This window comes from Paenibacillus sp. CR_12, from assembly GCF_041953985.1.
GTDB classification, from domain to species: domain Bacteria; phylum Bacillota; class Bacilli; order Paenibacillales; family Paenibacillaceae; genus Paenibacillus_AQ; species Paenibacillus_AQ lautus_A.
On the sequence record NZ_JAVFHO010000002.1, the window covers coordinates 1,349,110 to 1,375,433 of the forward strand.

Consider the following 26,324-nt stretch of genomic DNA (forward strand, 5'->3'; position numbering starts at 1 on the left):
CTTATGGTATAACAAATGCCATAAATTTCTTACAATACTACATTCCATTTTTTACCTCCACTATGAAAACGGGTTTGACTTTCATATAGTCATCATGCAAAAAGAGGCCCGCCTGAGACGGGCTCAGGCAGACCTTTTTCCTTTAAGCTTGATCGGAGATAAAGTGACTCTTCTCCCCGATATGATAGACATGCAGTTTATGCATGGCACGCGTACATGCCGTGTAGAACAGCTTACGATCGCTTTCCCGGTGGTACACGTCCTCGGCGCCGTTATAGATAATCACCGCGTCAAACTCCACGCCTTTGGCCAAGTAGGCGGGAACCACCAGCGTTCCCTTTTCAAAGGCCGGCGTGGTTTTGGTGATTAAGCGGGCGGAGATATCCGCCGACAGCTGCTGATGTACGCGCCTGCTCTCCTCTTCTGTCCGGCAGATCACCGCAACGTATTGGAATCCCTGCTCATGAAGCTCGCGGATATCGGATACGATCGCGCCATGAAGTTCTTCTTCATCGTTCACCCGAACGGCTCGAGGAGCTTCGCCTTGACGGTTGAAAGGAACGATCCGCTCCCCGCCCGGTATCATTTGTCGCGTGAAGTTAACGATTTCATACGTCGACCGGTAGCTTTGGGTCAGATTAATGACCTCCGTATCCTCTTCGCCATACAGACTCACCAGATTCTCCAAGCTTCCGAGTGCCTCTCCATGAGCATAAATGGCTTGGTTGAGGTCCCCCAGCACCGTCATTTTGGCCCGCGGGAACAAACGCTTCAGGAACTCCAGCTGAAATGCGGAATAATCCTGAACTTCATCGACGATGACATGGCGTATCGACGTATTCGTACGGAACCCTTGCAGCAGTTCCTTCAAATAGAGAAACGGCGTGGCGTCTTCGTAAAGCAATGCTTTGTCGTCCAGGGACGCAACGGTAAGATTGCATATTTCATCCCAATGTTCCGGGAGCGTCTCCAAATTTCCCGCCGCCCGGCGGAATAAGGATTCGTCCGTGTACAATTTACGGTACATACCCTTGACGTCCACATACCGGAACCGCTTGATCCAGCGCCGAAGCGGCTTGAGCCGGCTGCTGACCACCATTTTCGCAAGGACGTCTTTTTCCTTATCGAAATCGTCAAACGTGTCTGCCTTCCGGTTTTGCTTGCGTCTCATCGTTTGAAAGGCCCGTTGGTAATCCTCCGTATCCAGCAGCTGAATTTGCTCTTCTACCCACGGGGCATCTTTCTCGGTCTGGGCAAACTCCGACAAGCGCTTAAGCATCCATTCCTTCATCAGATCAATGCGGCCAGCGAGCTTAACCGCCGAATCATAGCCATAGAACTGCGACGCCATCTCCTCCGAGCTGACAATCACCTTCCCCTGGAATACGACCGGCTTAAAGAGCATGCCTCCCTTTTCCAGCAGCTCCTTGTATCGTCTGATGGTGCCCAGATAAGCCCCCGAGGATTTATACGATATGCTCTCCAAGCGTGCCCGGTAACGCGGCGAATCATCCGCGTTCAACAGGGTTTCCGTCTGAGTGAACACGTCTTCGAGATCGAACTCCTTACCGAGCCGGTGCTCCAGATAGGACTGGAAGGTCGTCTGCTGCATATTGTCCTCGCCGAGCTCGGGAAGCACCGTGGACACATAGCTGTTGAACAGCGGATTCGGGGAGAACAGGATCATCTGGTCGGCCCGGAGCGTCTCCCGGTACTTGTACAGCAGATAAGCCACCCTTTGCAGTGCAGCCGAGGTCTTTCCGCTTCCGGCAGCCCCCTGCACGATCAGCATGCGGGTTTTGTCATTTCGGATGACCGCGTTTTGTTCCTTCTGAATTGTAGCCACGATACTCTTCATGCGGTCATCCGCGCTATGGCTGAGCACCTGCTGCAGCAGTTCATCTCCGATGGTCACGCCGGTATCGAACAGCACCTTGATCTCGCCGTTATGGATGACGAATTGGCGCTTAAGCAGCATTTCGCCCTTGACCGTACCCGAAGGCGTCTCATATTGGGCAGGGCCCGGCGCACCGTCGTAATACAGGCTCGAGATCGGTGCGCGCCAGTCGTAAACCAGAAACGTCTCCATCTTTTCGTCCAAAAAAGAACCTGTTCCCAAATAAATGGTTTCCGTCTCCGCAGTTCCATCCTCCTGAAAGTCAATGCGTCCGAAGTATGGGGATTCCACCAGCTTCCTGTACTTTTTAAGCAGCTTGCTGGACTGCAGATGAGCATGCTCGCGTTCGGCGAGCACCTGCGACTGCTGTCTCAGATTGGTGGACGTTTCGCCCAAATCGTCCGGGTTGCTGAAGTTTACCGTAACTTCGTCCCAGAAGTCCTTCCGCATGTCAATGACGACTTCACGGATATCGCCGACGCTCGCTTCCAGCTGGGATATTTTATTTCCGATTTTTGCTGTTACTTCCGTTACCCGCGCCTGTTCCTCTTTCCAATCTTGATCGCTGATAGCCATTTGTTCATCCCCCTAATATACCGGTTGACAGCGTTAGTTAATCGTGATAAAATACAATTGTGATATTCTAACCACATCTCAATAATTTAATGACAAAGCATTGTTAATTATAGCAAGCTGCCGTACATAATTCAACATGGAATTTCAGTAACCGACCCGCCGGGGCGGTTTTTTTTATGTTCATATACCATACCATTCCCGAGCCTCAAATGCCAAACTTGCTGCTTGCTGAGATGTATAAAAACAGCCGATCAAATGTGAAATCTTGATCGGCATCCTCATGGCGAGCTCCCTTATTTTCGCAGCCACGAGAACATGGCATCCTCTTGCTCCTTATCATCCACGACTCGGCTGATTTGATCCGCCACCCGATTCAACCGGTCAAGCTGATAGCCGTAGTCGTACATGGAGGCGGCCACCACCGCCAGCCGGAGTCCGCCGGGATTTGAGCCGGGCCCGCACATCACCTGCTCCATGAAAGCTTCATTGTTCTCCGCCATGGTCTCGGCCTCATCCTCGTTCGGCTTAAGTTTATCTTCGAATTTCCACAAAATATGCTCATGGTACTTCATTAACCGCTCCAGATTGTGATCAAACTGTTCGTCGATTTCATCGGATCGATCCGCCTGGAAATAGTGGTTCTCCACCGCATCCAGCACTTCATACCCCTTGCGAAGGGATTGGAGCAGCTGCTTATACACCACGAGCTGTCTTGCTTGACTGTATTTCGCCCGCTTCAGCTTCTTCTGCTCTTCCTCAAACAAATTGTATTTGTCGGACAACGATTTGATGGCCGATTCCAGTTCTTTCTTCTCCGCACGGTAGACCGAATCCTTCATTTCATGGGAGATCGCCGTGCGCAGCAGCAGCGACATTTTGCCAAATACAATATGAATCCGCGTGATGTACTGTTCCTTCGGTTTCGGTGGAAACACAAGAATATTGATGAGGAATGCAGATATGATGCCGATAATCGTCAGAATAAAGCGATTGAGGGCAAAGTCCCATTGTCCGGAAGCTTCCATCACGGATATGACCGTAACAAGCGTAAGTCCGATGGTCTCGCCCATTTTCAGCTTCATGCAAATCATGATCACTAGAATACAGACCAAACCGACGGAAATCGGTTGATTCGATAAAAAATACCCTCCGAGCATGGCCAGAATCGCACCGAGCGTACTGGTCTGCAGCTGGTCCAGAAAATATCTCCACGACCTGTATATCGATGGCTGCATCGCGAAAATCGCGGCGATGGCGGCTACGACAGGTGATTTAAAGTCAAACAGCATGGCTAAATAAAGAGCCAGCGTCACGGCTAGGCCGGTTTTGAACATTCTTGCTCCAAACGCCACGGACAGCCCTCCTTACGCAACCCAATTTCACGTCTATGCCTACACACCATGATACATACTCCTCCGTTTGAACCGCTATTACATGAATTACCCTTACGCTTCCAATGTTATGCAGTTTCTTCATTGACATCATCCGGGTCGGCCCGCTTCCCCATCCTTTTCTCGTAAGATCGGATCATGAACCCAAGCCAAGCGCAAGAAGCCAGGTATCCGCCAACGATGTCGCTCGGGTAATGGACGCCGAGATAGATCCGACTAAGTCCGATGCTTAGAATCATCGCGATGGAAACGGCAATCAACGTCCCTCTCCCCGCTCTGCTGTCAATATGTCTCCACAACAAGTAAGCGAGCACACTGTAGAACGAGAAGGCCCCCATCGAATGGCCGCTGGGATAGCTGTATCCCGTAATTTCGATCAGGCGGTTGATGTCCGGCCTTGCACGTTGAAACACCCATTTTAATAATAAATTCAGAATAGATGAACCGAAGACGACCACAATAAGGAGAAGAATCTCCTTGCGGTGGCCCAAAATCCAATATAGCACGGCGATCACGATCAGGCTTAACACGATCACCGGTCCGATGGAGCCTATGAATGACAGCCCGATGGCAATATCCGTAAGCAGCGGATGTTCAAGGGCTTGTACCGTCGTAATGATCGCCAAATCAAGCGCTGCCAGGCTTTCCCGCTTTACCAGGGCCGCCAGAATGACAAATCCGATGAAGCTGATCATCGATATGAGGAATATCCAGCGTTGTCTTCCTGAAGCAGGGTATATCTTCTCTCCGCTCAACTCTCTGTTCTCCTTTGACCTTGTTTCGAAACCGTGCGATTTGGTGAAAACAAGATAATATCATTTTCCTGTCATAAAGGAAAGTCCCAAAGGGATTACATGACAAATATCCCGTAGTCTATGTCAAAATCGCAGGGATTACTCTTTACGAGAATATATACCCAAAAGAAAAGGAGCATGTCATGATGAAGGTCCTAGTGGCCGGCGCGAACGGCCAGATTGGCAAACAGCTTACGTTTCTCCTGCATGAGCATGATGCCTATAGCGTAAAAGCCATGGTTCGGAGGGAGGAGCAGGCAGCCTATTATCGAGAAGCGGGAATAGAGTGCGTTATCGCGAATTTGGAAGGATCGGTCAAGGAACTGGCGGAAGCAGCACGAGATTGCCAGGCAGTGGTATTCGCGGCTGGTTCTGGCGGAGCAACCGGATACGACAAAACGCTGCTGATCGATCTGGACGGAGCCGTCAAGATGGTGGAAGCTGCCGAAGAGGCGAAGGTCCCGCGCTTTGTGATGGTTAGCGCGATTGGGGCCCATCATCGAGAATCTTGGAACGGGGACATCAAACCGTATTATGCCGCCAAGCATTACGCGGATCGAATGCTTCGTCACAGCAGCCTCTCCTATACGATCATTCGTCCGGGAGGACTTTTGAATGAGCCTGGTACCGGCCGCATTACGGCTGCGGAGAATATCAAGGGCGGCTCGATTCCGCGCGAGGATGTGGCGAAAACGATCTTGTTGGCGCTGGACGAAGAACATACCTACCGGCGTTCCTTCGACCTGATTTCAGGCGAAACGCCTATCTCGGAAGCTCTATCGTCACTCTAAGAGCATTTCATATTCAAAAGCAAAATCGCCCCTCAAGCAAAAGCGATACCTTCGTATCTGCTAATGCTTAAGGGGCGATCTATCGTTCTATTCGAATCAGGACCGGATCGCAAAATAAAGAGAAGACATAGTGGAACTCCTTCTCGTTACGCACTCAACCGATCCTGGCATTTACGCGCCTGTCTTGTGCAGCATTCGGCTTCGCAGTATGTCTTTTACGGCATCCACCGCTTCTTCTACCCGATCTACCGCCACAACGATAGGAGCGTTGTCCTCATATTGACTGAAGGAGTAATTATATTTGGGATCATAATAATGCTCAAGCAGCAGCTGTATTCCCTGAGCATACCTTCCCTCCTCCAAAGACTTGCCAATTTCCGCGGCGATCGGAGTGTGGATTCGGTTCTTGATTAATTGAAAGGCCGCCAAATATTGCTCTTTATAAGCCGCAGGGTTGTAATCCTCCAGTATCTGGCGAACACGCTCCGCCATCGGCAATTCCAACACGATGGCTGCCCCCGACTCCTTCTTCTTCATCAGGAAATCGGGAACGACGATTTTGCCGATCCGTTTGCTCTCGGCCTCAAATAACAAATAAGGCGAATTTTCCAATTGCTTCAGCCGTTCAACCAACTCCGCATCGAAAGTCTTCTGATTGTTGGACGGCAGTCCGATATGCCCGAAGATCGAGCCGCGGTGGCCTGCGAGCCCTTCCAGGTCCACGACGGGGTAGCCTTCCTGCTGAAGCTGCCTTAGCACTGCCGTCTTGCCCGTACCCGTCAATCCGTGAAGGACAAACGCTTCCGCATCCAGACTCTTCTGCTCAAGCGTATCCAGCACATACTTCCGGTAAGCCTTAATCCCGCCCGTAATCCGATTGACATGGATATCCATCAGGGACAGCACCGTTGCAGCCGTTCGGCTGCGCATGCCGCCGCGCCAGCAATAGACCGCCTTATCTCCTTCGATCTCTTTGAACTGCTTCACGAAGCTGGGTAGCTTGGCCGACATGATGGCGAGCCCCCGCTCTTTGGCCGCATCCACGCTCACCTGCTTGTAAATCGTCCCGATCTCCGCCCGTTCTTCATCATTGAAGACCGGAATGTTCAGACTCCCCGGAATGGTGGAGTCCTTGTATTCCGAAGGGGAACGGACATCAATCAAAGTAATCTTCTTGCTGTTTTGCAGTTCCAATAATTCTTTTACGGTGATGTCTTGAAACATGTCTGTTCGCTCCTTTATGGTTACACAAACAAAACCCGGCTCATGTTACGCCTCAACGACAATGCGATTCGGATGGTCATGTACGACTTCTCCGATTCTGCCGGCTTCCAGCCCGGCTTGGCGAAGCTCTGCCAGTAATGGTTCGGCCTGCGAGCCGTCAACGGCAATGAGGAGTCCCCCTGACGTCACGGCATCGCACAATATCCATTTATCGATCTGGTCCATGCTATCCGGGAAATCCACGTCGTCTTTCACGTGTTCATAATTGTTTTTGGTGCCGCCCGGAATGACGCCCCCGTCGGCCATTTCCCGAACCCGTTCCAGAACGGGAACGGAAGGCTTTGAAATCCGGATGCCCGTGCCGCTGCCTTTGGCCATTTCGAGTGCATGGCCAAGGAGACCGAACCCCGTCACGTCGGTGCAGGCATGCACATCGTAAGGCTCCATCGTCTCGGCAGCCGTTTTGTTCAGTGCCGCCATGACGGCGGTAACGCGGCGAATCTCATCTTCAGTTAACAGATCCTTCTTAATGGAGCTCGTCAGGATGCCCACGCCAATCGGCTTCGTCAGAATCAAGGCATCGCCCGGCTTGGCTCCGGCATTGGTTCTTACCCGGTCCGGGTGAACGGTCCCCGTTACGGCAAGGCCGAACTTCGGCTCTTTGTCATCGATGGAGTGTCCGCCAACCAGGGTAACCCCCGCTTCCTTCAATTTATCTCCTGCACCTCTCAAAATATCCGTCAAGACCTGCTTGTCCAGCGTCGAAATCGGGAATGCTACGATATTCAAGGCGGTCAGCGGTTTGCCGCCCATGGCATAGATATCGCTGATGGCATTCGCCGCGGCCACCTGACCGAAATCATAAGGGTCATCCACGATCGGCGTAAAGAAATCGACGGTCTGCACCATGGCCAGATCATCCGTGAGACGGTATACGCCCGCATCATCGCTGGTATCCAGACCAACCAATAAATTAGGATTCGGCTCGGCTTGCGGAAGCTCGCGGATGACCTGCGCCAGATCGGCAGGTCCGATCTTGCAGCCGCAGCCACCTTTGGAGGAATACGAGGTTAGTTTTATTTTGTCCGATTGACTCATCACGGATCTTCCCTTCGTCTTAAGAGTGATTTTAGGCAAAGCACATGCAACAACCCCGGCGTGGATGCTTGGATAACGTCTCATCTACACCGGGGATCATCTGATATTCATCCGTTTAGTTAACACTTGTTCAAGCACACAATATCTATATTATATGGAATCGGCTGCTTCAAGTCTAACGGTCTTCCTATTTCTTGCAATTACCGGGAATATCTTTCTGCAATCTGCCGACAATGTGATATACTATTTGATTGGATATGTAAATAATTTCACGATACATCAGGGGAGTACAGATTATGAATCACTCAAGCGACGGTGGAAGGGCCTTGAATCATACGGATCGCAGAAGAACCGTCTGGCTCATCACCATCTTCATCATCATAGCAGCAACAGGCCTTACCTATGTGAAGTGGTGGCCTTACTACGATAAAGCGCTCAAAGCTATTATGGAACACAGCATCGGCTCTTCCATATTAGGCATGGATCCGGCCGATGCCGCCCCTTCTTGGCAGGCAGCCTGGAATTATGCGCTCACCTATTTTAAAGCGGTTTGGAAAGCGGCGGTGCTCGGCATTCTGCTCGGGACTCTGGTCCAGTCGCTGCTGCCATCCCAATGGCTGCTTCGGGTCCTTGGCAAAACGACCTTCGGCAGCACGGCGATAGGAGGAATCGCCTCCATTCCGGGCATGATGTGCTCCTGCTGCGCCGCACCGATCGCGATCGGTCTGCGCAAGAAAAAGGTGTCGGTCGGCTCTGCTCTCGCGTTCTGGATCGGCAATCCAACCATCAATCCGGCAACGCTCGTCTTCATGACGTTTGTTTTATCATGGAAATTCACCATGCTGCGATTGATCTTCGGCATCCTGCTAACCTTCGGCGTCAGCTACCTGGCAAACCGCTTCGCCAAGGAAGCGGATCCCGTGGAGATCGATGCGCCTCAGAGCACGGATCAAACCGATGAGCGTCCGCTGTGGAAACGCTGGTTAACCAGCATCGGGCAGATGCTGGTTCGGGTGGTCCCGGCTTACTTTATAGCCGTTCTGCTCCTTGGGGCCATGCAGGCATGGATGTTCCCGCATTTGGGAGCGGCAGCGGGGAACACGCTCTTGGCCGTCATCTTCTTCTCCGTGATGGGAATGCTGTTCGTCATTCCGACCGCGGCGGAAATCCCGATCATCCAGGCCTTTATGGCAGCGGGCCTGGGGGCGGGTCCGGCCGCGGCGCTGCTTCTGACGCTGCCGGCTGTCAGTCTTCCGTCTCTGCTTATGGTGAGGCGTTCATTCCCTAAAAGAGTTTTGTGGTTTGTTACTGCCTCCGTCGTCCTGCTTGGGATTCTTTGCGGCGTGGCGGGAATGCTGATCCTGTAGGCAGGAACCACTTTTCCGTTTATATTTTCAATTTTTATTTTTTCTTAAGGTAAACCATAGGCTTATCTGGTAAAGTGATAAAAGAATGAACAACTCATTATTATATGCAGTCGAAGGGAGTCAATCATTACATGAAAGATAACGATTTGCAGCCAAACCATCCGGGACAGCCCGAGGATGATCAGGGACAAGCCCAAGAGAAAGAGAATAACCAACAAGATCAAGGCGGCTTGCCTCATGAAGAAGAAAGAATAGATTCCACCTATCCGGAGTCCGACGAGCTGTACAAGGATGAGAACGAACACCCAGCCGTTATGCATTCGGGAGATCAACCGCATTACGATGAACAGCCACCTGCAGATGGCGGCGGCAACGGAAGCAAAGGCTGGATGATCGCGTCGCTGGTTTTGGCGGCTGCCTTAATCGTCGTCCTGATCGTACCTCCGTTTGCCAAGGGATCCGGCAATGAAGCTATAGCTAAAGTCAACGACGTTAACATTACCAAGGATAATCTGTACGATGAGCTTGTCAGCGTAGGCGGCAAACAAACGCTGAATTCCATGATCACAGAGGAATTGATCCAGCAGGAACTGAAGAACAAGTCCATTACGGTGACCGATGCCGATGTGAATAAAGAAGTGGATGCGCTGAAGGCCTCCTTCCCTTCCGAGGAACAATTCAATATGGCTCTGCAGCAAAACGGCATGACGCTCGACAACCTGAAGGAGCAGACCAAAACCCAGGTTGAGCTTAAAAAGCTGATGGCCGACAAAATCAAGGTAACCGACGAAGAAGTCAAAGAAGTGTATGACCAAAACAAAGAAAGCTTCGCAACGCCTGAGCAGGTTCGCGCTTCCCACATCCTCGTTGAGACCAAGGAAGAAGCCGAAGCCATCGTGAAGCAGCTGAAGGAAGGCGCTGACTTCGCAACGATTGCTAAAGAGAAAAACCAGGATGCAACCAAGGATACCGGCGGCGACCTGAATTTCTTCGGACGCGGCGAAATGGACCCCGCATTTGAAGAAGCGGCGTTCAAACTGAAGAAAGATGAAATCAGCGAACCGGTGAAGAGCTCCTTCGGATACCACATCATCAAGGTTACCGATCGTAAGGAAGCAACGAATCCTACCTTGGAAGACAAGAAGGAAGAAATCCGCAGCCAGCTTGAGAACCAAAAGGTCTATGCCGAATCCACAGCCTACATTCAAGAGCTGAAGGATAAAGCTACCATCACGAATACCCTGGAAGAAGCTCCTGCTGAAGCTCCAGCAGAAGCACCGGCAGATGCTACAGAGACACCTTAACACCTGCTGCGCCTTGAACACCAGGCAAAGCCCCTACCCTCGCGGTACGGGGCTTTTTTTTCATGCAAAATAAAAAGTTCTTTAAACCCCAAGCAAAACATGTTAGAATGTAAGCGTTATCAAATGTTGATCTTGGAAAAGGGGGAAGCAGAATGATGAAGCACGTATCGGAATCCCGCAACATGTATGAGGACTTCGTGGTGGAGACAGACATTCTGTTCTTTAAAACCGGATCGCACGGTTTGGTCAGCTTTCACGGCAGGAACTATAATATTAAAAAGAGAATGACTGCCGAAAAAATCGCATCCCTGCTGTCCGGTAAACAGTTCTATCATGTCGGCGGCAACTGCTACGTCAACGTAGACAAAATAACTACGGTAGAGCAAGGCATCGTTTATTTCGGGGAAAAGGCGCCTTCCGCTAAACATCTTCGCATTCCCAGATGGAAGCAGGAATCGCTGAAGCGCCTGGTTGCTGAAGTCAAACAGCCGGTTTGAGCGAGCAGCGGCGTATACCTTGAATCTGGCGCAGGACAAGAGAAGATCCCGTATCCGTTACATTCGGAGGCGGGATCTTCTTGCGTTGGCATGATTTTAGCAGCCTTTTTGTTCTTGGCGTCTGTTCTACATAGATACGTTAGCGACGCGGACGATTTCCTTCCCCAACGCGCTTCGGGTATATATGAACAACCCACATTATGGTAATATCGAATAAAATCTTATGTACATTCAAAAAGGAGTGGTCATGCATCGAATCCTATTTTGATCCGCAATACCCGGAAGCGTTTGCTGCCTTTTCCGTTGAACATTGGATAGCCATTGGCATATGCATCATCCTTGGCCTGCTGCTGTACCTGTTCAGGACTGCCATCGCCTCCAAGCCTTCTCTGCAAAAGACCGTAAGATGGGGCCTGCTCGCTGCCCTTGCGTTGCCAGAAGCTTCCCTTCATGTCTGGTATGTGTCAACGGGAATATGGGATCCAGCCACTTCGCTTCCCTTGGAGTTGTGCAGTCTGACCCTGTTCCTCTCCATCGCCATCCTGCTTACGGATAAACGCCGCTTATACCCGCTGGTTTACTTTGCGGGAATCGGGGGAGCCCTGCAAGCTGTATTAACCCCTAATTTGGGATACCCTTTTCCGCACTTCCGGTTCTTTCATTTCTTTGTTGTCCATATCGCGATCATCATGACGGCATTGTATATGACATGGGTTCGGGGGTACCGTCCCACCTGGAAATCCATCGCCTGGACGATGGTCTTTCTTAACGTGTCCGCACTTTTAGTCGGTCTGGTCAACCTCGCTGTCGGTTCGAACTATATGTTCCTGATGCGCAAGCCGGATACGGCTTCGCTGCTCGATCTGCTGGGGCCGCATCCCGTTTATATTGTTGTAGAAGAACTTATCGCGCTATCGCTGTTTATCCTCATGCATCTCGCCTTCTTCGTCATCCCGGATCGGATGAGGCGCAGCCGCCGACGCAAACACGAGCGGGCTTCCTTGTCTTCGACAGGCGGTTGAACAAGGCATCATACAAACATAAAGCGTATGGATCGTTAACACCCCTGTCGTTTCGGGTGCTTCCATCCATACGCTTTTTTAAGGAAGGGGTCCTTCCCCTAATTCTTAAGATACAAACGGGAGCTTGCCTCCCAAATCTCGCCCGGCGCCAAACCGAACAAACCGATCTCGTCCGCAGGCAAGTCCGTGTTCGGTGCATTAACCAGGTTGATCTGCGGTTCAGGACAGAAAAATTTGCGGGACGCTTTGCTGTTCCATACCATCCACTGCTTATACGAGTTGCCGACATCGTAAACGAATGTTTTGCCTAGCTTGGTATCCGTCAGCTCCATGCGGTTTCTGCCGTTTTGCGGAACGGCCGTATAATGGTTGTCCATCGAATCGAAATAGGGATTCACGCCGCTCGTGCGAAGCAGCTTTTCCTCTGCCGTCAGCGCTTGGAACTTGCCGGTCGGCAGCATCCGGTCGCTCATCTCCCACCGCTCGCCAATGGTGATTCTCACGACGCAATCATCCGCCGTGCTTTCCGGGGCAAAGGGAGCATTGATCGCCGTATGGAAGGCTAGCAGGCACGGCATGCTGCTGGTACCCTGATTCCGTATAAACACATGCTGGGCCAAGCCGTCCTGATTCAGCGTGTAGCGAAGCCGGAAGGTGAAGCGATGCGGAAGCATGGCGTACATCGGATGATGCTCGTCAACCGTGACGGAGACCACCACATAACTCTCGGTCTCGCTGCTGCCATAATCCTCGACACTCCAAGGGGTCGTATGTAAAAAACCATGGAGGTGATTGCCCGTCTCTACTTCATTTACCGGGAATTGATAGGTTTGTCCGTTCCAAGGAAACCGTCCGTCCTCATATCGGTTAGGCGGAAACAGAACAGGAATGCCGTGAACGCCCGGACTGGCTTTGAACGCTTCCATTTCGTTCTCTTCCGGCTCGCGCAGGAACCGGTAACCGCTTACGTTATCCCTGAAAGCGATGAGATTGCCTCCGATTTCAGGCAATATCGCCGCTTCATAAGGGCCATGCTGGAGCCAAACCGCACGCTCTCCCTGATACGATCCTTCATACGCTTTGTGGTTCATCGGGTGATCTCTCCTCTCAAGTGTGAACGTATATAGATTATCATACCAGTGCCCTTACTTCTATATGTTCGGGGTAGATGGGCTGACCCATCCCCCCTCTCACGGCCGGCCGGTTAAGACGAAAGTTTGGCCTTTGAAGCGTTTGGCGGAATCGGTGCCTGGGCCGGCGGTTCGTTAGCGGCCGGCTGCGCGGCCGAAGCCAGCTCCTCATCCAGTTCCCTGGTGTACTCGGTTCTCTGCTGTTCGCTCCAGCCCAGTACGGTAGCCATATAATTGATCACGGGCACCTTCCATTTTCTCGTCCAGTCGATTTGAAACAAGAGAGACCCCGTGCGGCGGATAAAAAAGTCGGCCGGCTTCGATGCCATCTCATGCTCAATGGCATACATCAGCGGAACCAATACCGACACCGGAAGCGCCGATGCCTCCGCCTGATCGGAGCCTTCCTTGGCCAAGCGGAACAATTCCGCTGCGTTTGAGCCGTACATTCGCGCCCAGTGCTCGGCAAGCTTACGGTCAATTCCTTGCGCCGCGCCGATCTCCGTCTGCTTGCGGACAAAATCCGGGAATTGGCTGGAACCGCCAACCTGACCGCCGGAAATCGGCAGATTTTTCGTTACGCTGGCGCCATAAGCCTTCCCGCCGCTTTCTTGAATCCGTTTCGCTACCAGGTCAACGACGGTGTCCGCCATTTTCCGATACCCGGTCAGCTTCCCTCCCGCAATGGTGATCAGGCCGGAGGGGGATTCCCAAATTTCATCCTTTCGGGAAATTTCGGACGGGCTCTTGCCTTCCTCCAGAATCAGGGGCCGGACCCCGGCCCATCCCGATTCAACGTCTGCCGGACTTAGCTTTACGCCCGGAAACATGTAATGGATGGCCTTCAAAATATAATCCCGGTCTTCCACCGTGATCAAGGGACGTACGGGATCCGCCTTATAAACCGTGTCGGTTGTGCCGACATAGGTTTTCCCGTCCCGGGGAATGGCAAACACCATCCTGCCGTCGGGCGTATCGAAGTAGACCGCCTGGCGAAGCGGGAACCTGGATTGGTCGATGACCAGATGAACCCCTTTGGTCAGCTGAAGCATTTTTCCCTTCCTGGACTTATCCATTTCGCGCACTTGGTCCACCCAAGGCCCGGCCGCATTTACGATTTTGGTGCCGGAGACGGACTTCACAGCACCGCCGAGCATATCCCGTACCGTAACCCCGGTAATCCGCCCATTCGCATCATAATTCAGCGACTCCGCCTTGGCGTAGTTAAACAGAACCGCCCCTCTGGCGGCCGCCTCCTTCATGACCTCCAGCGTCAGCCTGGCGTCGTCCGTCCGGTATTCCACGTAATAGCCGCCGCCCTTCAGGCCCTCCTGCTTCAGAAGCGGCTCCCGCTTTAACGTCTCGGAGGCGGACAGCATGGATCGCCGTTCTCCCCGCTTCACGCCGGCCAGGAAATCATACACCATCAAACCGATGGAGGTGCTAAACTTCCCGAAGGTGCCGCCCTGGTGTATCGGCAGCAGCATCCATTCCGGGGTCGTTACGTGCGGCCCGTTCTCGTACACCACGGCCCGTTCTTTGCCTACCTCCGCCACCATGCCGACTTCAAACTGCTTCAAATACCGCAGCCCGCCATGCACCAGCTTGGTGGAACGGCTGCTCGTTCCCGCGGCAAAATCCTGCATTTCCACCAGCAGCACCGACATGCCGCGCGTGACCGCATCCAGTGCAATCCCCGCTCCGGTGATTCCGCCGCCGATCACGATCAGATCGTAGGTGTCCTCTGCTATTCTTTGAAATCGATGCCCGCGGTCCAAACTTGAAAACGACTGTGACTGCTCCACATTGAATCCCTCCCAGTATGCTTTACCCTGTTTTTATCTATCGTTACCTTTCCCATGAAAAAAGACAGCAAAAAAAGAGACCACGAAACACGCGGTAACAACCCCATAACATGAGGTATCCGCGCCTAGTGGTCTCTCCAAGTCTCCAGACATCTATTCACTTATTGATCATTATACCATATAAAATGCTAATGAAAAGCCATTGCCGCATAAACGGCTTTTTTCCAGCCGCTGTATAATTGCTCCCTTGCGCTTTCCTCCATGGTTGGTTTGAAGCTTTGCCCCATGCTCCACTTGCTGCATATCTCCTCCTGATCCTTCCAGAAGCCGACTGCGAGCCCTGCCAGGTAAGCTGCACCGAGCGCCGTTGTCTCCGTAATGTCCGGCACTTCCACCGGGACGTTCAGGATGTCGCTTTGGAATTCCATAAGAAAGGTGTTGGACACCGCTCCTCCATCCACCCGCAGGGATTCGATATGAAAGCCCGAATCCTCTTCCATCACGGATAGCACATCGCGCGTTTGATATGCAAGCGACTCGAGGGTTGCACGGATGAAATGCTCCTTCGACGTGCCTCGCGTCAGGCCGAAGACCGCCCCCCGCACATCGCTGTTCCAATACGGACTGCCAAGACCGACAAAAGCCGGCACCACATAGACGCCTTCGGTGGATTGGACCCGTCTTGCATAGGGCTCGCTGTCCTTGGCTTCGCGGAACATTCGAAGCCCGTCGCGCAGCCACTGTATCGCGGAGCCCGCCACGAAGACGCTGCCCTCAAGCGCGTATTGTACGCGGCCATCCAGTCCCCAGGCGATCGTGGTGATCAGCCCATGCTCGGATTGAACCGGCTTATCGCCGGTATTCATCAGCATAAAGCTGCCTGTTCCGTAGGTCGTCTTCACCATGCCTTCGGAGAAGCAGGTCTGGCCGAACAGCGCCGCTTGCTGATCGCCGGCCGCTCCGGCAATCGGAACCTCTCGCCCGAAGAAGTGATAGGATGCCGTATTGGAATATATTTCGGATGACGGCCTGACCTCAGGCAGCATGGCCTTGGGGATGTCCAGCAGCTGCAGCAGCTCCTCATCCCATTTCAATTCGTGGATGTTATAGAGCATCGTACGCGATGCGTTGGAATAATCGGTTACATGCACCTGGCCGCCCGACAGCTTCCAGATCAGCCAGGTGTCGATGGTCCCGAATATAATCTCTCCTCGCTTGGCCCGTTCGCGCGCACCGTCCACATGATCGAGGATCCATTTGATCTTCGTTCCCGAGAAATAGGGATCGATCAGAAGTCCCGTCTTCTCCCTAACCGTCGCGTCATGGCCTGCTGCAATGAGCTCCTCGCATATGCCGGCCGTCTGGCGAGATTGCCATACGATGGCGGGATAGATCGGTTCACCGCTCTTGCGGTCCCATACCACCGCGGTCTCCCGCTGATTCGTAATTCCGATGCCGGCAATCTGCTCCGTCTTCACGCCCGCTTCGGATAAGCAAGTCGCAATGACCGCCAGAATCGAGCCCCATATTTCGTTGGCATTCTGCTCCACCCAACCGGGCTTCGGAAAATACTGCGGAAATTCCCTTTGAGCGGAGTGAACGATTTGCCCTTCGCGGTTAAACAGGATCGCGCGCGAGCTTGTCGTTCCTTGGTCAAGCGCCAGAATGTACTTCTCCAAGCATCTTCTCCCCTTTCTGCTTATGCATTTAACCAAAGATAACGTGCAGATGGAAACGTTGTCAAATCCATTATTCCATCAAAGAGAAGCCCAGCAGGTCCTGCAGCAGGACCGAAGCCGCACCCATCAGCTTGTCCTCCTCGCCCAGGGAAGCCAAGCCGAAAACCATGTCATCCTTCAGAATCGGCATCGCATGCCGGTCGATATATGCGCTGACCATGTCCAGCAATTCCGGATTACCATGCGCCAAATCCCCGCCTAATATCAACGCCTCGGGATTAAACATGTTCACCAGGTTGACGATGGCCGCCCCCAAGTGTTCGGCCACTTCTTCATTCAGATCCCTCGCCAGCTTGTCCCCCTTGCGAAGGGCTTCCTTGAATACGGACGGAACAATTTTACTGTAATCCCCTCCGCTCAGCTCCTGGATCAGCGTCGGCCTTCCCGTTGCGATTGCCGTAATAATGCGGGAATACACGGCAATCCAACTGATATAGCTGTCGAGGCAGCCTGCATTGCCGCATTCGCAGCGGATTCCGCTGCGATTCACGCTCGTATGCCCGAACTCCCCGGCACCGCCATGCTTGCCTCTTAGGAGATGATCGTTAATCAAAATACCGGAACCAAGCCCGTCCCCGATGGATATATAGATCAGATTCGCGAACGCGTAATCGCCGAACCGGCGTTCGGCAAGCACAACGGAATTCATGTCATTCTCAACCCAGGTCCGCATTGCGTAGCGGTCTTCAAATATCCGTTTCAATGGAACATTCGTCATCCGCAGTTTCGTGTTATAGTGCACGACGCCCTGGCTGTCGCTCACAATGCCGGGGACGTTAATGGAAATACCGACGCACCGTTCCAGATCCTCTTGACCTGCCATGAAATCATCCATCAGCTGCAGTAGCCGTTCGATAACCGCTTCTCCCTGGAGTCCGGCTATAGGGTGCGTTTCCTTCGCGAGCACCTTCGCCTCCAGATTCATCCGGGCCAGGATCATGACCGAATTCGTTATGCTTACGGCTAACAGGAAGTGATTATCCGGATTGAATTTAAGCAGTATGGGTTTTCTACCGCCGCTGGAGGAGCCTGTTCCAATTTCCGAAACGTAGCCTTCCCTGATCAGTTCTTGAACGGCCGATGCCACCGTGGAGGGACTCAGCTTGTTTTTTTTGGCCAGTTCGATTCTGGATATAGGGCCTTCCGTACGGATCTTGTTCAGCACCTTGGACCGGTTTAGCGCCTGGATCAGCTTGTGATTGCCTTTTTTCATATTGTTCAAGCAAGTTCAACCTTTCTATGGGTTCTTCATTGTAGTGCGACTTTCTGTATCGGAAAAATGAGGTTAGAACCACTATAACATTTTCAACAAGCGGATATAAACTTATTCCATCCATCGAAATAACATACGGCGTAAGATTTGATAATGACTCTCTCATATTGTGAAAAAAAGAATTTAAAAGGATTTGAAATCGCTATCTTGAAAAATAAACAAGGTAATTATATAATCTTTCGCAATAGAAGCTGGTTATTCTGTCAAGATAGATAGCATATGGATGTTAACTTTTTTCGACAATTGGAATAACTATCGCTTTTTATACTCAAACACAAAGGGGGCGCTTTGGGGGATCGATTCACTTCGAACAAGCCACACGACCATCAACGCTTGATCAAAAACCATGTGAATTCAAGGAGGGTTATTTGATGAAAAAAAGAATGTCTGTCCTGATTTCGGTACTGTTCGTGTTCTCCGCCCTGCTGTCCGCCTGCGGGGGCGGCAATGCCTCCGGAGGAGATAACGGCAAGAAGGTCATCAACGTTGCCCTGTGGGACGAAAATGTGCGGGACACGCTGGACAAATCCATCAAAATTTTCAATGAGAAGCACCCCAATGTACAGGTGAAGGTGACCTACACCCCATGGGCGGATTATTGGACCAAGCTGAAAACCAGCCTCGCCGGCAACAGCGGACCCGACGTCTACTGGATGAACGGACCCAACTTTCACTCGTATGCCTCCTCCGGTCTGATCAAAGACCTGTCCCCCCTGATCGAGCAAAGCGGGCTCGACACCTCGGTTTATACCGAAGCGCTCGTCGATATGTACACCTATCAAGGCAAGCTTCACGGACTTCCTTACTTCCAGGATTCCGTAGGACTTTTCTACAACAAAGAATTGTTTGACAAGGCCGGGCTGCCCTATCCGGACGATACCTGGACCTGGGAAACGGTAGAAGAGAACGCAGCCAAGCTGACGGATAAATCGAACGGAATCTACGGCTACATTACGCCGATCGACAGTCAAATCGGTTATTACAACTATATTGCCCAGGCCGGCGGATTCGTGATATCCGACGATAAAAAAACGTCCGGTTACGATACGCCGGAAGCTCTTTCGGCATTCAAATGGCAGCAGAGCCTGATTGAAAAAGGCTACTCTCCGAATGCGCAGCAGCAGCTTGAAACCAAGTCGCGCCAGCTGTTCGGATCGGGCAAAGCCGCCATGTTCCCGGGAATCTCCGTCAACTCTCCGGAACTGCACAAGCTGCTTGGCGACAAGCTGGGCGTCGCGGTTCTGCCCGCCGGAAAGGAAAAGGCGTCCATCGTCCATGGGCTCAGCTGGGCCATCAACGGCAAAACCAAGGTCGAGCAGGAGTCCTGGGAATTGATACAGATTCTATCCGGCAAGGAAGGACAGGAATTGCTGGCCGACTCGGGCTTCTCGATGCCTGCTTACAAAGGCACGGAGGGAGGATGGCTGAAATCCATTCCTTCGCTTGATCTGCAAGTGTTCGTCGACAGCCTGGAGTTTGCCGTCCCGTATCCCGTATCCCAAAAAACCGCAGAGTGGCAGGACGCGGAAGTGAAGGAAATCCAGGCCGCTTTCCTCGGCAAGAAAACGTTTGAAGAGGCGTTGAAAAATGCGGGTGAGCAGATGAATGCCATCCTTGCGACGGAAACCAATTAACGAACAGCCCCTTCCAATACGGAACCTAAGAAAGGACGGTGCAGCCTGTGAGCTCTCCCATCACTGTGACCACGAAACCTCCTGAAACGACGGCCAAGCGAAAGGTCGGGAAACTTGCCTTTCACGAAGCCATGTGGGGATACATCTTCATTCTGCCTGTCGTGCTGGGCCTCGGTCTGTTCTACATGGCACCTTCCGCCGCCTCCTTGTTTCTGTCGTTCACTTCCTGGGACGGATTGACTGCCCCCCAATTCATCGGGCTCGATAACTTCGCGAATTTGATGAAGGACGACAAATTCACCGGCTCCATGCTGAACACGACGCTGTATACCATCGGTACGGTACCGTTATCCGTTGCACTGGCAACGGTGCTGGCGGTGCTGCTGAACCAGAAAATCAAAGGTATGGTCTTCTATCGCACGTTCTATTTCATTCCCGTCATCACCATGCCGATCGCGGTCGGCATGGTGTGGAAATGGTTGTACAATTCCGAATTCGGATTAATCAACCATGTGCTGGGCGTCATGAACCTGCCGCAGCCCAACTGGCTGTTTGACGAGAAATTCGCCTTGTTCTCCATCGTGCTTGTCAGCGTGTGGAGCAGCATCGGTTATAACGCCGTCATTCTGCTCTCGGGTCTGCAGGGCATCTCCGGCAGCTACTATGAAGCGGCTTCGCTTGACGGAGCGGGGACGCTGTATAAGTTCTTCCGGATTACACTGCCTCTGCTCACGCCCAGTTTGTTCTTTGTTTTGGTCATGTCCTTCATCAATTCGTTCCAGGTGTTCGACCTGATCTTCATCATGATGGATCAGCAGACCACGATGCTCGAGTCCACCCGGACGGTGGTATACAGCATCTGGGAAGACGGATTCAAATACTTCAACATGGGGTACGCTTCGGCGCAAGCCTTCATTCTCTTCGTGGTCATTCTGATCATCACCATGGTTCAGATGTACATTCAGAAGCGCTGGGTCCATTACCAATAACAGGAGGTGCGTAGACGTGACTACTTCAACCCAAGCTGAAAAAGCAAGCCGCCTGGCGGTACACATCCTGTTAGCCGTCGGGGCGCTGCTCATGATCATGCCGTTTCTGTGGATGATCTCGACATCCTTCAAGTCCTTTGCCGACTCCATGTCCGTTCCGCCGAAATGGCTGCCTGTGGAATGGCATCCGGACAACTACCTTCGTGTCATCCAAACCATTGATTTCGGCACTTATTATTTGAACACCGTCATCGTGACGGTGGGTCGCACCGCGGGCCAGCTCATTCTGTGCTCGCTGGCAGCCTATGCATTCGCCAGCTTGAGGTTCCCGTTCAAGAATGCCATTTTTCTCGCCCTCCTGGCCGTATTGATGGTACCTTCCCAAGTCGTTATGATTCCGAGCTTTGTCATCATGCGCGAGTTCAACTGGCTCGACACGTTTTACGTGCTCATCGTACCCGGCATATTCAGCGCCTTCGGCACGTTCTTGCTAAGACAGTTCTTCATGACGCTGCCGAAGGATCTGGAGGAGGCTGCCAAAATCGACGGCTGCAGTTATTTCCGAATTTACTGGAATATCTACTTGCCGTTATCCAAGGCCGCACTCGTCTCGTTGGCGATTTTCACCATCTTAGCTTCATGGAACGATCTGCTGTGGCCGCTCATTATGACGAGCTCCGAGGAGATGCGCGTCCTTTCGATCGGGATATCCAGCTTCCAGGGGCAGCATTCCACCGATTATCCGCTGCTGATGGCCGGGGCCTTGATGGCCACCCTTCCCATCATCATCCTGTTCATCTTCCTTCAGCGGTATTTCATTGAAGGCATAGCCATGAATGGGATCAAAGGATAACGGCTGAATCAGCCCACCAAGTAAAAAAGGAGTGTACGATAAATGTTACACGTGTTAGTCATTGGGGCAGGCGCCATGGGAAAAACCCATGCCGCCGCCTATGCTTCGATGCCGGGAGTCAAGCTTGCCGGCATCGCCGATATCCGGCTGGAGAAAGCGAGGCACCTTGCGGACGAATATGAAGCAGGCGCCTATCGTTCGTTCGAAGCCGCGGTAGAGGATTTGGGTGCAGGGCAGATTGATGTCATCGACGTCTGCCTGCCAACACCACTTCACAAGGACTACGTTGTCAAAGCGGCGGACATCGGCAAGCATGTCATATGCGAGAAACCGCTGGCAAGAACCGAAGAAGACGCGCGATTCATGATCAACTACTGCCGTGATAAGGGCGTACGCTTGTTTGTCGGTCATGTGCTGCGCTTCTTCCCGGAATACGTGAAGGCCAAGTCGCTGCTCGATCAAGGCAGCATCGGGAGGCCTGCCGTCATCCGGGCTGGCCGCGGCGGCGGTTATCCGATCGGCTGGAACCATTGGTACAGCGATTTTGGAGCGAGCGGCGGCATTACGCTGGATGCGATGATCCATGATTTTGATTACCTGCGCTGGTGCTTCGGAGAAGTTGAGCGCGTCTATGCCAAGGGGCTGAACGGCCGCCTCCAGGCTCAGCTGGATTATTCGCTGGTGACCCTTCGCTTCCGCAGCGGCGTCATCGCTCATGTGGAGGGCACCTGGGCCCATGACGGCTTCTCCATGAATTTGGAGATGGCGGGCACCAGCGGCATCATTGACTACGATAGTGCCAAGGACAGCCCGCTTCTCTTCAAATCGCGGAGCAGTGCCGCGACGATTCCCGGCGTCGCCGTTCCGGAAAGTCCGCTTGAACGAAGTCCCTATTACCGGGAACTGGAACACTTTATGTCGTGCATCCGCGACGGCAGCGAACCGCTGGTTTCCGCCGAAGACGCATATGAAGCGCTTCGCATCGCACTTGCCGCTCTAGCCTCCATGGCTGCAGGCGAGCCGGTGGTTGTCGGGGACGCTGCGCTTACCCTCGCCTCGACATGAAATAAACGCGATCGATGTATTATCTGGAGAGCCCGCATCCTGCAGATTTTGTTGCTGGATAAGGAGGGCAAGCCTCTGCGGGATATACTTTCATATCACTAAACAAGGAGAGAAAGCCATGAAATTGGGAGTGATCAGCTTTGCGCATATGCATGCGTTCAGTTATGCCAAAGCCCTTCTCGGGATTGAAGGCGTGGAGCTTGCCGGCATCGCCGACCCTGTAGAGGAGCGCGGCCGGAAATACGCCGAGCATTTCGAAACCGCCTATTATCGGGATTATCGCGAGCTGCTGGACCAAGGCTTGGACGGCGTCATCGTGACGTCCGAGAACGCGCATCATAAGGAGCACGTGCTGGCCGCCGCTGCAGCCGGGGTTCATGTGCTCTGCGAAAAACCGCTCTCGACCAACATACAGGATGCACAGGACATGATTGATGCCTGCAAAGCAAACGGCGTGCTGCTGCAAACGGCGTTCCCGGTGCGTTACAATACGACGGTCGTGCGGGCCAAGCAGATGATCGATGAGGGAAAACTAGGCCGCATTCTGGCCATGAAGGGAACCAACCGCGGACGCAATCCCGGCGGTTGGTTCATCGATCCGGAGCTCTCCGGCGGAGGAGCCGTCATTGACCATACCGTGCACGTCGCCGATATTATGCGCTGGATCACCGGTGCCGAGGTCAAGGAAGTGTACGCCGAGGTCGACCATCTCATCTCGGAAGCTCCGATTGATGACAGCGGCATCCTGACCATGGAATTCGACAATGGCGTATTTGCTACGCTGGATTGCAGCTGGTCCCGCAACAAGGAGTTCCCGACCTGGGGCGACGTCACCTTGGAAATCGTCGGTTCCGCCGGGACCCTTAGCGTCAATGCCACCAGTCAGAAGCTGCACGTATACACCGATGAATCCGGATACCGCCATCAGGCTTGGGGTGACAGCATGGATGCCAGCCTGATCAGGGATTTCGTGGATGCCATCTCCTCCGGCGCCGCGGAGGCATCCGTTACCGGCGAGGACGGGCTTCATGCGCTGGCCGTGGCCCTAGCCGCCTACCGATCGTCCGCGGACAAGCGGACGATCGCGATGTCGGAGCTGTGATTCGATAACCGGCACAGAAGTCGTTTTCTCGTCGTATACGAGAAGGCCTTCTGTGCTTTTTCTCATAGCGGATCCGTGAATCCGGGCCCAAATGAATGCTTGAATAATATGGATGGCGGGGCTATAATCACGTGTGAGTAATCGAGTTACCGGAACTTGGAGCCAACATTTATACGATCGGGAGTGAAGCAACCTATGATTAAAGCAGGCGTGATGGGAGCGGGCGGCATGGGCGCCGTCCACATTAAAAATCTTCACGGGAACGAACATGTCCAGCTGGCCGCGATATGCGATACGAATGAAGCGTTAGCCAAACAGCAGGCCGAGCTTTACGGTGCGGCCTATTATACGGACGGCAGCACGATGCTGGAGCAGGAGCCGCTCGATGTGCTGTATGTCTGCATCCCGCCCTTCTGCCATGGCGACATTGAAGAGCAGGCAGCTGCCAAGGGCATTCACCTGATGGTGGAGAAGCCGCTGGGACTGGACGTCGAGTCCGTTCGCCATAAAGCCAAAGTCATTGCTGAAAGCGGAATCATCGCCGCCTCCGGTTACTGCCTGCGGTACCTGGATACGGTGGCGATCGCCAAGGATTTTCTCAAGGACAAAAAAATCGGCATGGTCCGCGCCCACTACATCACAACGCCTGTGCCGACTCCATGGTGGCGCAAAAAGGCATTGTCCGGCGGGCAGCTGGTTGAGCAATCCACGCATACCATGGACTTGGTCCGTTACCTGTGCGGCGACATCACCCGCCTGTATGCCGATATGAAACTGCTGCTGGTCAATGACATCCCGGATCTGGACATTCCGGATGTGGGCGCCATCCAATTCGTCCTGGATTCCGGAGCCGTCGGCCATATGCAAACCGGGTTTATCCAGTTCGATCACCGCAGCGGCATCGAGATTATGGGCCGGGATTTCCGGGTCGTCCTGGACGGAACCACGCTCTCCATCGTAGACAAGGAGAAGGAAGTGGTGTACCGCAGCAAGACGGACTTTTACAAAAATCTTACCAATGCCTTTATTGACGCCATTCGGAGCAATGACCCGAGCCTGGTGCTGGCATCCTACGAAGACGGCTTCAAGACGCTGGAATTGACGCTGGCGGCCAATGAATCCGCCGAGACCGGCCAACCTGTAACGATTCAGCCATAATGCAATAAGGGCGTTCTCGCGGTCTGCAGACTTTGAGGACGCCCTTTTACTTTTCGTTTAACAACAAGTTTCGTTCTGTTCATGCAGCGCAGTAAGCTGCCGCTTCCCTGTCAGAGGCTTCTTTCCGCTTGCGCTATCACTGGGAGCGTGAAGATGCCGGGTTCCACTCTTATAATCCAAGCGAAATGTATTTTACCTCCAGGAACTCCTCCATTCCGTAATGTCCGCCTTCCCGGCCGAGCCCGCTCTCCTTAAAGCCGCCGAACGGCGCTTGCGCTGTCGAAGGCACCGGATCATTCACGCCTACAATCCCGTAATCCAACGATTCGGCAATGCGTACCGCTTCACCCAGATTTTGCGTAAATACATAGGCGGCCAAGCCATACGGACTGTTATTGGCACGCTGCACGGCTTCGTCTATCGTTTCGAAAGTGGTAATCGGCGCAAGGGGGCCGAAGGTCTCCTCGTTCATGCACTCCATGTCGTCCGTAGCGTTCATGATGACCGTGGGCTCCACATAATTGCGGCCAAGCTCGGGCAGGGCTTGACCGCCTGCCAAGACGATGCCGCCTTTCTCTTTCGCATCCTTGATCTGTCGTACGACTTTATCCACGGCTTCCCGATTAATCAAGGGACCGATATCGACCCCCTTCTCCATTCCGCTGCCCACCTTCAATTGCTTGACAAGCTCAGTAAACTTCGCAGCGAATTTCTCCGCGATCCCTGCCTGAACATAAACCCGGTTGGCACATACGCAGGTCTGTCCCCCGTTGCGGAACTTGGAAGAAATCAATCCCGCAGCCGCTTGATCCAAGTCCGCCTGATCGGTCACGATAAACGGGGCATGGCCGCCAAGCTCCAGCGATATTTTCTTGACGTTGGCCGACGCGCCGGCCATCAGCTGCTTCCCTACTTCGGTGGATCCCGTAAAAGACAGCTTTCTAACCCGGCAGTCCTCTTGCCACACGCCGGAAATGTCGCTTGAAGACCCGGTTACGATGTTAATGACCCCGGCTGGAATGCCGGCTTGATCCGCTAGCTCCACTAGCTTGATCGCCGTAAACGGCGTCTCGCCGGATGGTTTGATCACCACGGTGCACCCCGCCGCCAAGGCCGGCGCTACCTTACGTGTAATCATGGAGGCCGGGAAATTCCATGGCGTGATGGCGGCAACGACGCCAACAGGCTGCTTCGTTACAATGATGCGCTGGCGGCTGGATGATCCGGGGATGGTCTCGCCGTAGATTCGCTTGCCTTCTTCCGCGTACCATGCCACGAAACTGTTGGCATATTGAATCTCGCCCGCCGCTTCCTTCAGCGGTTTCCCCTGCTCCGTGGTCATAATCCTTGCCAATTCGTCCGTATGTTCCGCGATCAGCTCATGCCAGCGGCGCAGCAGCTCTCCCCGCTCGTTCGCCGTTCTGCGGGACCATGCCGGAAAAGCATCGGCGGCCGCATCGACGGCAAGCCGGGCTTCCTTCTTTCCGCCTTTGGATACGGTACCGATAACCGTGCCGTCCGCCGGGTTATATACATCCATCTGCTCCTCGGTCTGAATCCATTTTCCGGCGATATAGATTTGATTTTGAAACATAAGAATGACCTCCTAATCGAT

At 53.1% G+C, this 26,324-nt stretch carries 21 protein-coding genes; 11 read left to right on the forward strand and 10 right to left on the reverse strand.

Annotation, left to right across the window (positions count from 1 at the left end; genetic code table 11):
• Window positions 1–142 precede the first annotated feature (142 nt).
• The 3 genes from helD to RB297_RS09910 all read right to left on the reverse strand — a co-directional run bounded on the left by helD (window position 143) and on the right by RB297_RS09910 (window position 4,619).
• Entirely contained in the window at window positions 143–2,473 is a 2,331-nt protein-coding gene (gene helD, locus RB297_RS09900) for an RNA polymerase recycling motor HelD (protein ID WP_375120333.1), read from the reverse strand.
• A gap of 293 nt (window positions 2,474–2,766) precedes the next feature.
• A complete protein-coding gene (locus RB297_RS09905; RefSeq protein ID WP_015736402.1) occupies window positions 2,767–3,825 on the reverse strand; it encodes an FUSC family protein in 1,059 nt (352 codons plus the stop codon).
• A 107-nt stretch (window positions 3,826–3,932) separates the two neighbouring features.
• Window positions 3,933–4,619 carry a phosphatase PAP2 family protein gene (locus RB297_RS09910; protein WP_375120334.1) on the reverse strand — a complete coding sequence of 229 codons (687 nt, stop codon included), beginning with the start codon at window positions 4,617–4,619 and terminating at the stop codon, window positions 3,933–3,935.
• Between the two features lie 185 nt (window positions 4,620–4,804).
• On the opposite strand from RB297_RS09910, the gene RB297_RS09915 reads away from it, so the two are divergent.
• Window positions 4,805–5,449 carry an SDR family oxidoreductase gene (locus RB297_RS09915; RefSeq protein ID WP_375120588.1) on the forward strand — a complete coding sequence of 215 codons (645 nt, stop codon included), beginning with the start codon at window positions 4,805–4,807 and terminating at the stop codon, window positions 5,447–5,449.
• Between the two features lie 171 nt (window positions 5,450–5,620).
• Here the strand turns inward: RB297_RS09915 and mnmH are convergent, their stop codons facing one another.
• Both mnmH and selD read right to left on the reverse strand, forming a co-directional pair.
• Window positions 5,621–6,673, reverse strand: coding sequence for a tRNA 2-selenouridine(34) synthase MnmH (mnmH, locus tag RB297_RS09920; RefSeq protein WP_096776746.1), 1,053 nt, complete (start codon window positions 6,671–6,673; stop codon window positions 5,621–5,623).
• Between the two features lie 45 nt (window positions 6,674–6,718).
• Window positions 6,719–7,771: a selenide, water dikinase SelD gene (gene selD / locus RB297_RS09925; RefSeq protein WP_375120335.1), complete on the reverse strand. Its 1,053-nt coding sequence runs from the start codon at window positions 7,769–7,771 to the stop codon at window positions 6,719–6,721.
• A gap of 296 nt (window positions 7,772–8,067) precedes the next feature.
• On the opposite strand from selD, the gene RB297_RS09930 reads away from it, so the two are divergent.
• The 4 genes from RB297_RS09930 (at window position 8,068) to RB297_RS09945 (ending at window position 11,961) form a co-directional block, all read left to right on the forward strand.
• On the forward strand, window positions 8,068–9,138 hold the full coding sequence (locus RB297_RS09930) for a permease (RefSeq protein ID WP_375120336.1): 1,071 nt from the start codon (window positions 8,068–8,070) through the stop codon (window positions 9,136–9,138).
• A 131-nt stretch (window positions 9,139–9,269) separates the two neighbouring features.
• Complete coding sequence (locus RB297_RS09935) at window positions 9,270–10,442, forward strand: peptidyl-prolyl cis-trans isomerase (RefSeq protein WP_015736408.1); 1,173 nt, start codon at window positions 9,270–9,272, stop codon at window positions 10,440–10,442.
• Between the two features lie 152 nt (window positions 10,443–10,594).
• Entirely contained in the window at window positions 10,595–10,939 is a 345-nt protein-coding gene (locus RB297_RS09940; RefSeq protein ID WP_009590070.1) for a LytTR family transcriptional regulator DNA-binding domain-containing protein, read from the forward strand.
• Window positions 10,940–11,139: 200 nt separating this feature from the next.
• Window positions 11,140–11,961, forward strand: coding sequence for a YwaF family protein (locus tag RB297_RS09945; protein WP_096776749.1), 822 nt, complete (start codon window positions 11,140–11,142; stop codon window positions 11,959–11,961).
• 98 nt (window positions 11,962–12,059) lie between these two features.
• Here RB297_RS09945 and RB297_RS09950 read toward each other — a convergent pair whose 3' ends face one another.
• From RB297_RS09950 to RB297_RS09965, 4 genes are all read right to left on the reverse strand, one after another.
• Window positions 12,060–13,052 (reverse strand): aldose 1-epimerase, encoded by a 993-nt coding sequence (locus RB297_RS09950; protein ID WP_375120337.1) that lies wholly within the window; start codon window positions 13,050–13,052, stop codon window positions 12,060–12,062.
• A 113-nt stretch (window positions 13,053–13,165) separates the two neighbouring features.
• Complete coding sequence (locus RB297_RS09955) at window positions 13,166–14,896, reverse strand: glycerol-3-phosphate dehydrogenase/oxidase (protein ID WP_375120338.1); 1,731 nt, start codon at window positions 14,894–14,896, stop codon at window positions 13,166–13,168.
• A gap of 188 nt (window positions 14,897–15,084) precedes the next feature.
• A complete protein-coding gene (gene glpK / locus RB297_RS09960) occupies window positions 15,085–16,575 on the reverse strand; it encodes a glycerol kinase GlpK (protein ID WP_096776752.1) in 1,491 nt (496 codons plus the stop codon).
• Between the two features lie 70 nt (window positions 16,576–16,645).
• Entirely contained in the window at window positions 16,646–17,848 is a 1,203-nt protein-coding gene (locus RB297_RS09965) for an ROK family transcriptional regulator (protein WP_375120589.1), read from the reverse strand.
• Between the two features lie 431 nt (window positions 17,849–18,279).
• Between RB297_RS09965 and RB297_RS09970 the strand changes: the two genes are divergently transcribed.
• The 6 genes from RB297_RS09970 to RB297_RS09995 all read left to right on the forward strand — a co-directional run bounded on the left by RB297_RS09970 (window position 18,280) and on the right by RB297_RS09995 (window position 24,709).
• On the forward strand, window positions 18,280–19,542 hold the full coding sequence (locus RB297_RS09970) for an ABC transporter substrate-binding protein (protein ID WP_015736414.1): 1,263 nt from the start codon (window positions 18,280–18,282) through the stop codon (window positions 19,540–19,542).
• A 47-nt stretch (window positions 19,543–19,589) separates the two neighbouring features.
• Window positions 19,590–20,531 (forward strand): carbohydrate ABC transporter permease, encoded by a 942-nt coding sequence (locus RB297_RS09975; RefSeq protein WP_375120339.1) that lies wholly within the window; start codon window positions 19,590–19,592, stop codon window positions 20,529–20,531.
• A gap of 16 nt (window positions 20,532–20,547) precedes the next feature.
• Window positions 20,548–21,384, forward strand: a complete 837-nt coding sequence (locus RB297_RS09980) for a carbohydrate ABC transporter permease (RefSeq protein WP_009589889.1) — start codon at window positions 20,548–20,550, stop codon at window positions 21,382–21,384.
• A 42-nt stretch (window positions 21,385–21,426) separates the two neighbouring features.
• Window positions 21,427–22,449 (forward strand): Gfo/Idh/MocA family protein, encoded by a 1,023-nt coding sequence (locus RB297_RS09985; protein WP_375120340.1) that lies wholly within the window; start codon window positions 21,427–21,429, stop codon window positions 22,447–22,449.
• 118 nt (window positions 22,450–22,567) lie between these two features.
• The gene (locus RB297_RS09990) at window positions 22,568–23,551 is read left to right on the forward strand and encodes a Gfo/Idh/MocA family protein (protein WP_375120341.1); all 984 of its coding nucleotides are present in this window, start codon (window positions 22,568–22,570) and stop codon (window positions 23,549–23,551) included.
• A 195-nt stretch (window positions 23,552–23,746) separates the two neighbouring features.
• On the forward strand, window positions 23,747–24,709 hold the full coding sequence (locus RB297_RS09995; RefSeq protein WP_375120342.1) for a Gfo/Idh/MocA family protein: 963 nt from the start codon (window positions 23,747–23,749) through the stop codon (window positions 24,707–24,709).
• Between the two features lie 169 nt (window positions 24,710–24,878).
• On the opposite strand, the gene RB297_RS10000 is transcribed toward RB297_RS09995, so the two are convergent.
• On the reverse strand, window positions 24,879–26,303 hold the full coding sequence (locus RB297_RS10000) for an NAD-dependent succinate-semialdehyde dehydrogenase (protein WP_375120343.1): 1,425 nt from the start codon (window positions 26,301–26,303) through the stop codon (window positions 24,879–24,881).
• Window positions 26,304–26,324: the final 21 nt, after the last annotated feature.

Excerpts from the sequence above, each read along its gene's own strand:
- helD (WP_375120333.1), bottom strand. The coding sequence starts at position 2,473 with ATGGCTATCAGCGATCAAGATTGGAAAGAGGAACAGGCGCGGGTAACG.
- RB297_RS09915 (WP_375120588.1), top strand. The coding sequence starts at position 4,805 with ATGAAGGTCCTAGTGGCCGGCGCGAACGGCCAGATTGGCAAACAGCTT.
- mnmH (WP_096776746.1), bottom strand. The coding sequence starts at position 6,673 with ATGTTTCAAGACATCACCGTAAAAGAATTATTGGAACTGCAAAACAGC.
- selD (WP_375120335.1), bottom strand. The coding sequence starts at position 7,771 with ATGAGTCAATCGGACAAAATAAAACTAACCTCGTATTCCTCCAAAGGT.
- RB297_RS09930 (WP_375120336.1), top strand. The coding sequence starts at position 8,068 with ATGAATCACTCAAGCGACGGTGGAAGGGCCTTGAATCATACGGATCGC.
- RB297_RS09935 (WP_015736408.1), top strand. The coding sequence starts at position 9,270 with ATGAAAGATAACGATTTGCAGCCAAACCATCCGGGACAGCCCGAGGAT.
- RB297_RS09940 (WP_009590070.1), top strand. The coding sequence starts at position 10,595 with ATGATGAAGCACGTATCGGAATCCCGCAACATGTATGAGGACTTCGTG.
- RB297_RS09945 (WP_096776749.1), top strand. The coding sequence starts at position 11,140 with ATGGTAATATCGAATAAAATCTTATGTACATTCAAAAAGGAGTGGTCA.
- RB297_RS09950 (WP_375120337.1), bottom strand. The coding sequence starts at position 13,052 with ATGAACCACAAAGCGTATGAAGGATCGTATCAGGGAGAGCGTGCGGTT.
- RB297_RS09965 (WP_375120589.1), bottom strand. The coding sequence starts at position 17,848 with ATGAAAAAAGGCAATCACAAGCTGATCCAGGCGCTAAACCGGTCCAAG.
- RB297_RS09970 (WP_015736414.1), top strand. The coding sequence starts at position 18,280 with ATGAAAAAAAGAATGTCTGTCCTGATTTCGGTACTGTTCGTGTTCTCC.
- RB297_RS09985 (WP_375120340.1), top strand. The coding sequence starts at position 21,427 with ATGTTACACGTGTTAGTCATTGGGGCAGGCGCCATGGGAAAAACCCAT.
- RB297_RS09990 (WP_375120341.1), top strand. The coding sequence starts at position 22,568 with ATGAAATTGGGAGTGATCAGCTTTGCGCATATGCATGCGTTCAGTTAT.
- RB297_RS09995 (WP_375120342.1), top strand. The coding sequence starts at position 23,747 with ATGATTAAAGCAGGCGTGATGGGAGCGGGCGGCATGGGCGCCGTCCAC.
- RB297_RS10000 (WP_375120343.1), bottom strand. The coding sequence starts at position 26,303 with ATGTTTCAAAATCAAATCTATATCGCCGGAAAATGGATTCAGACCGAG.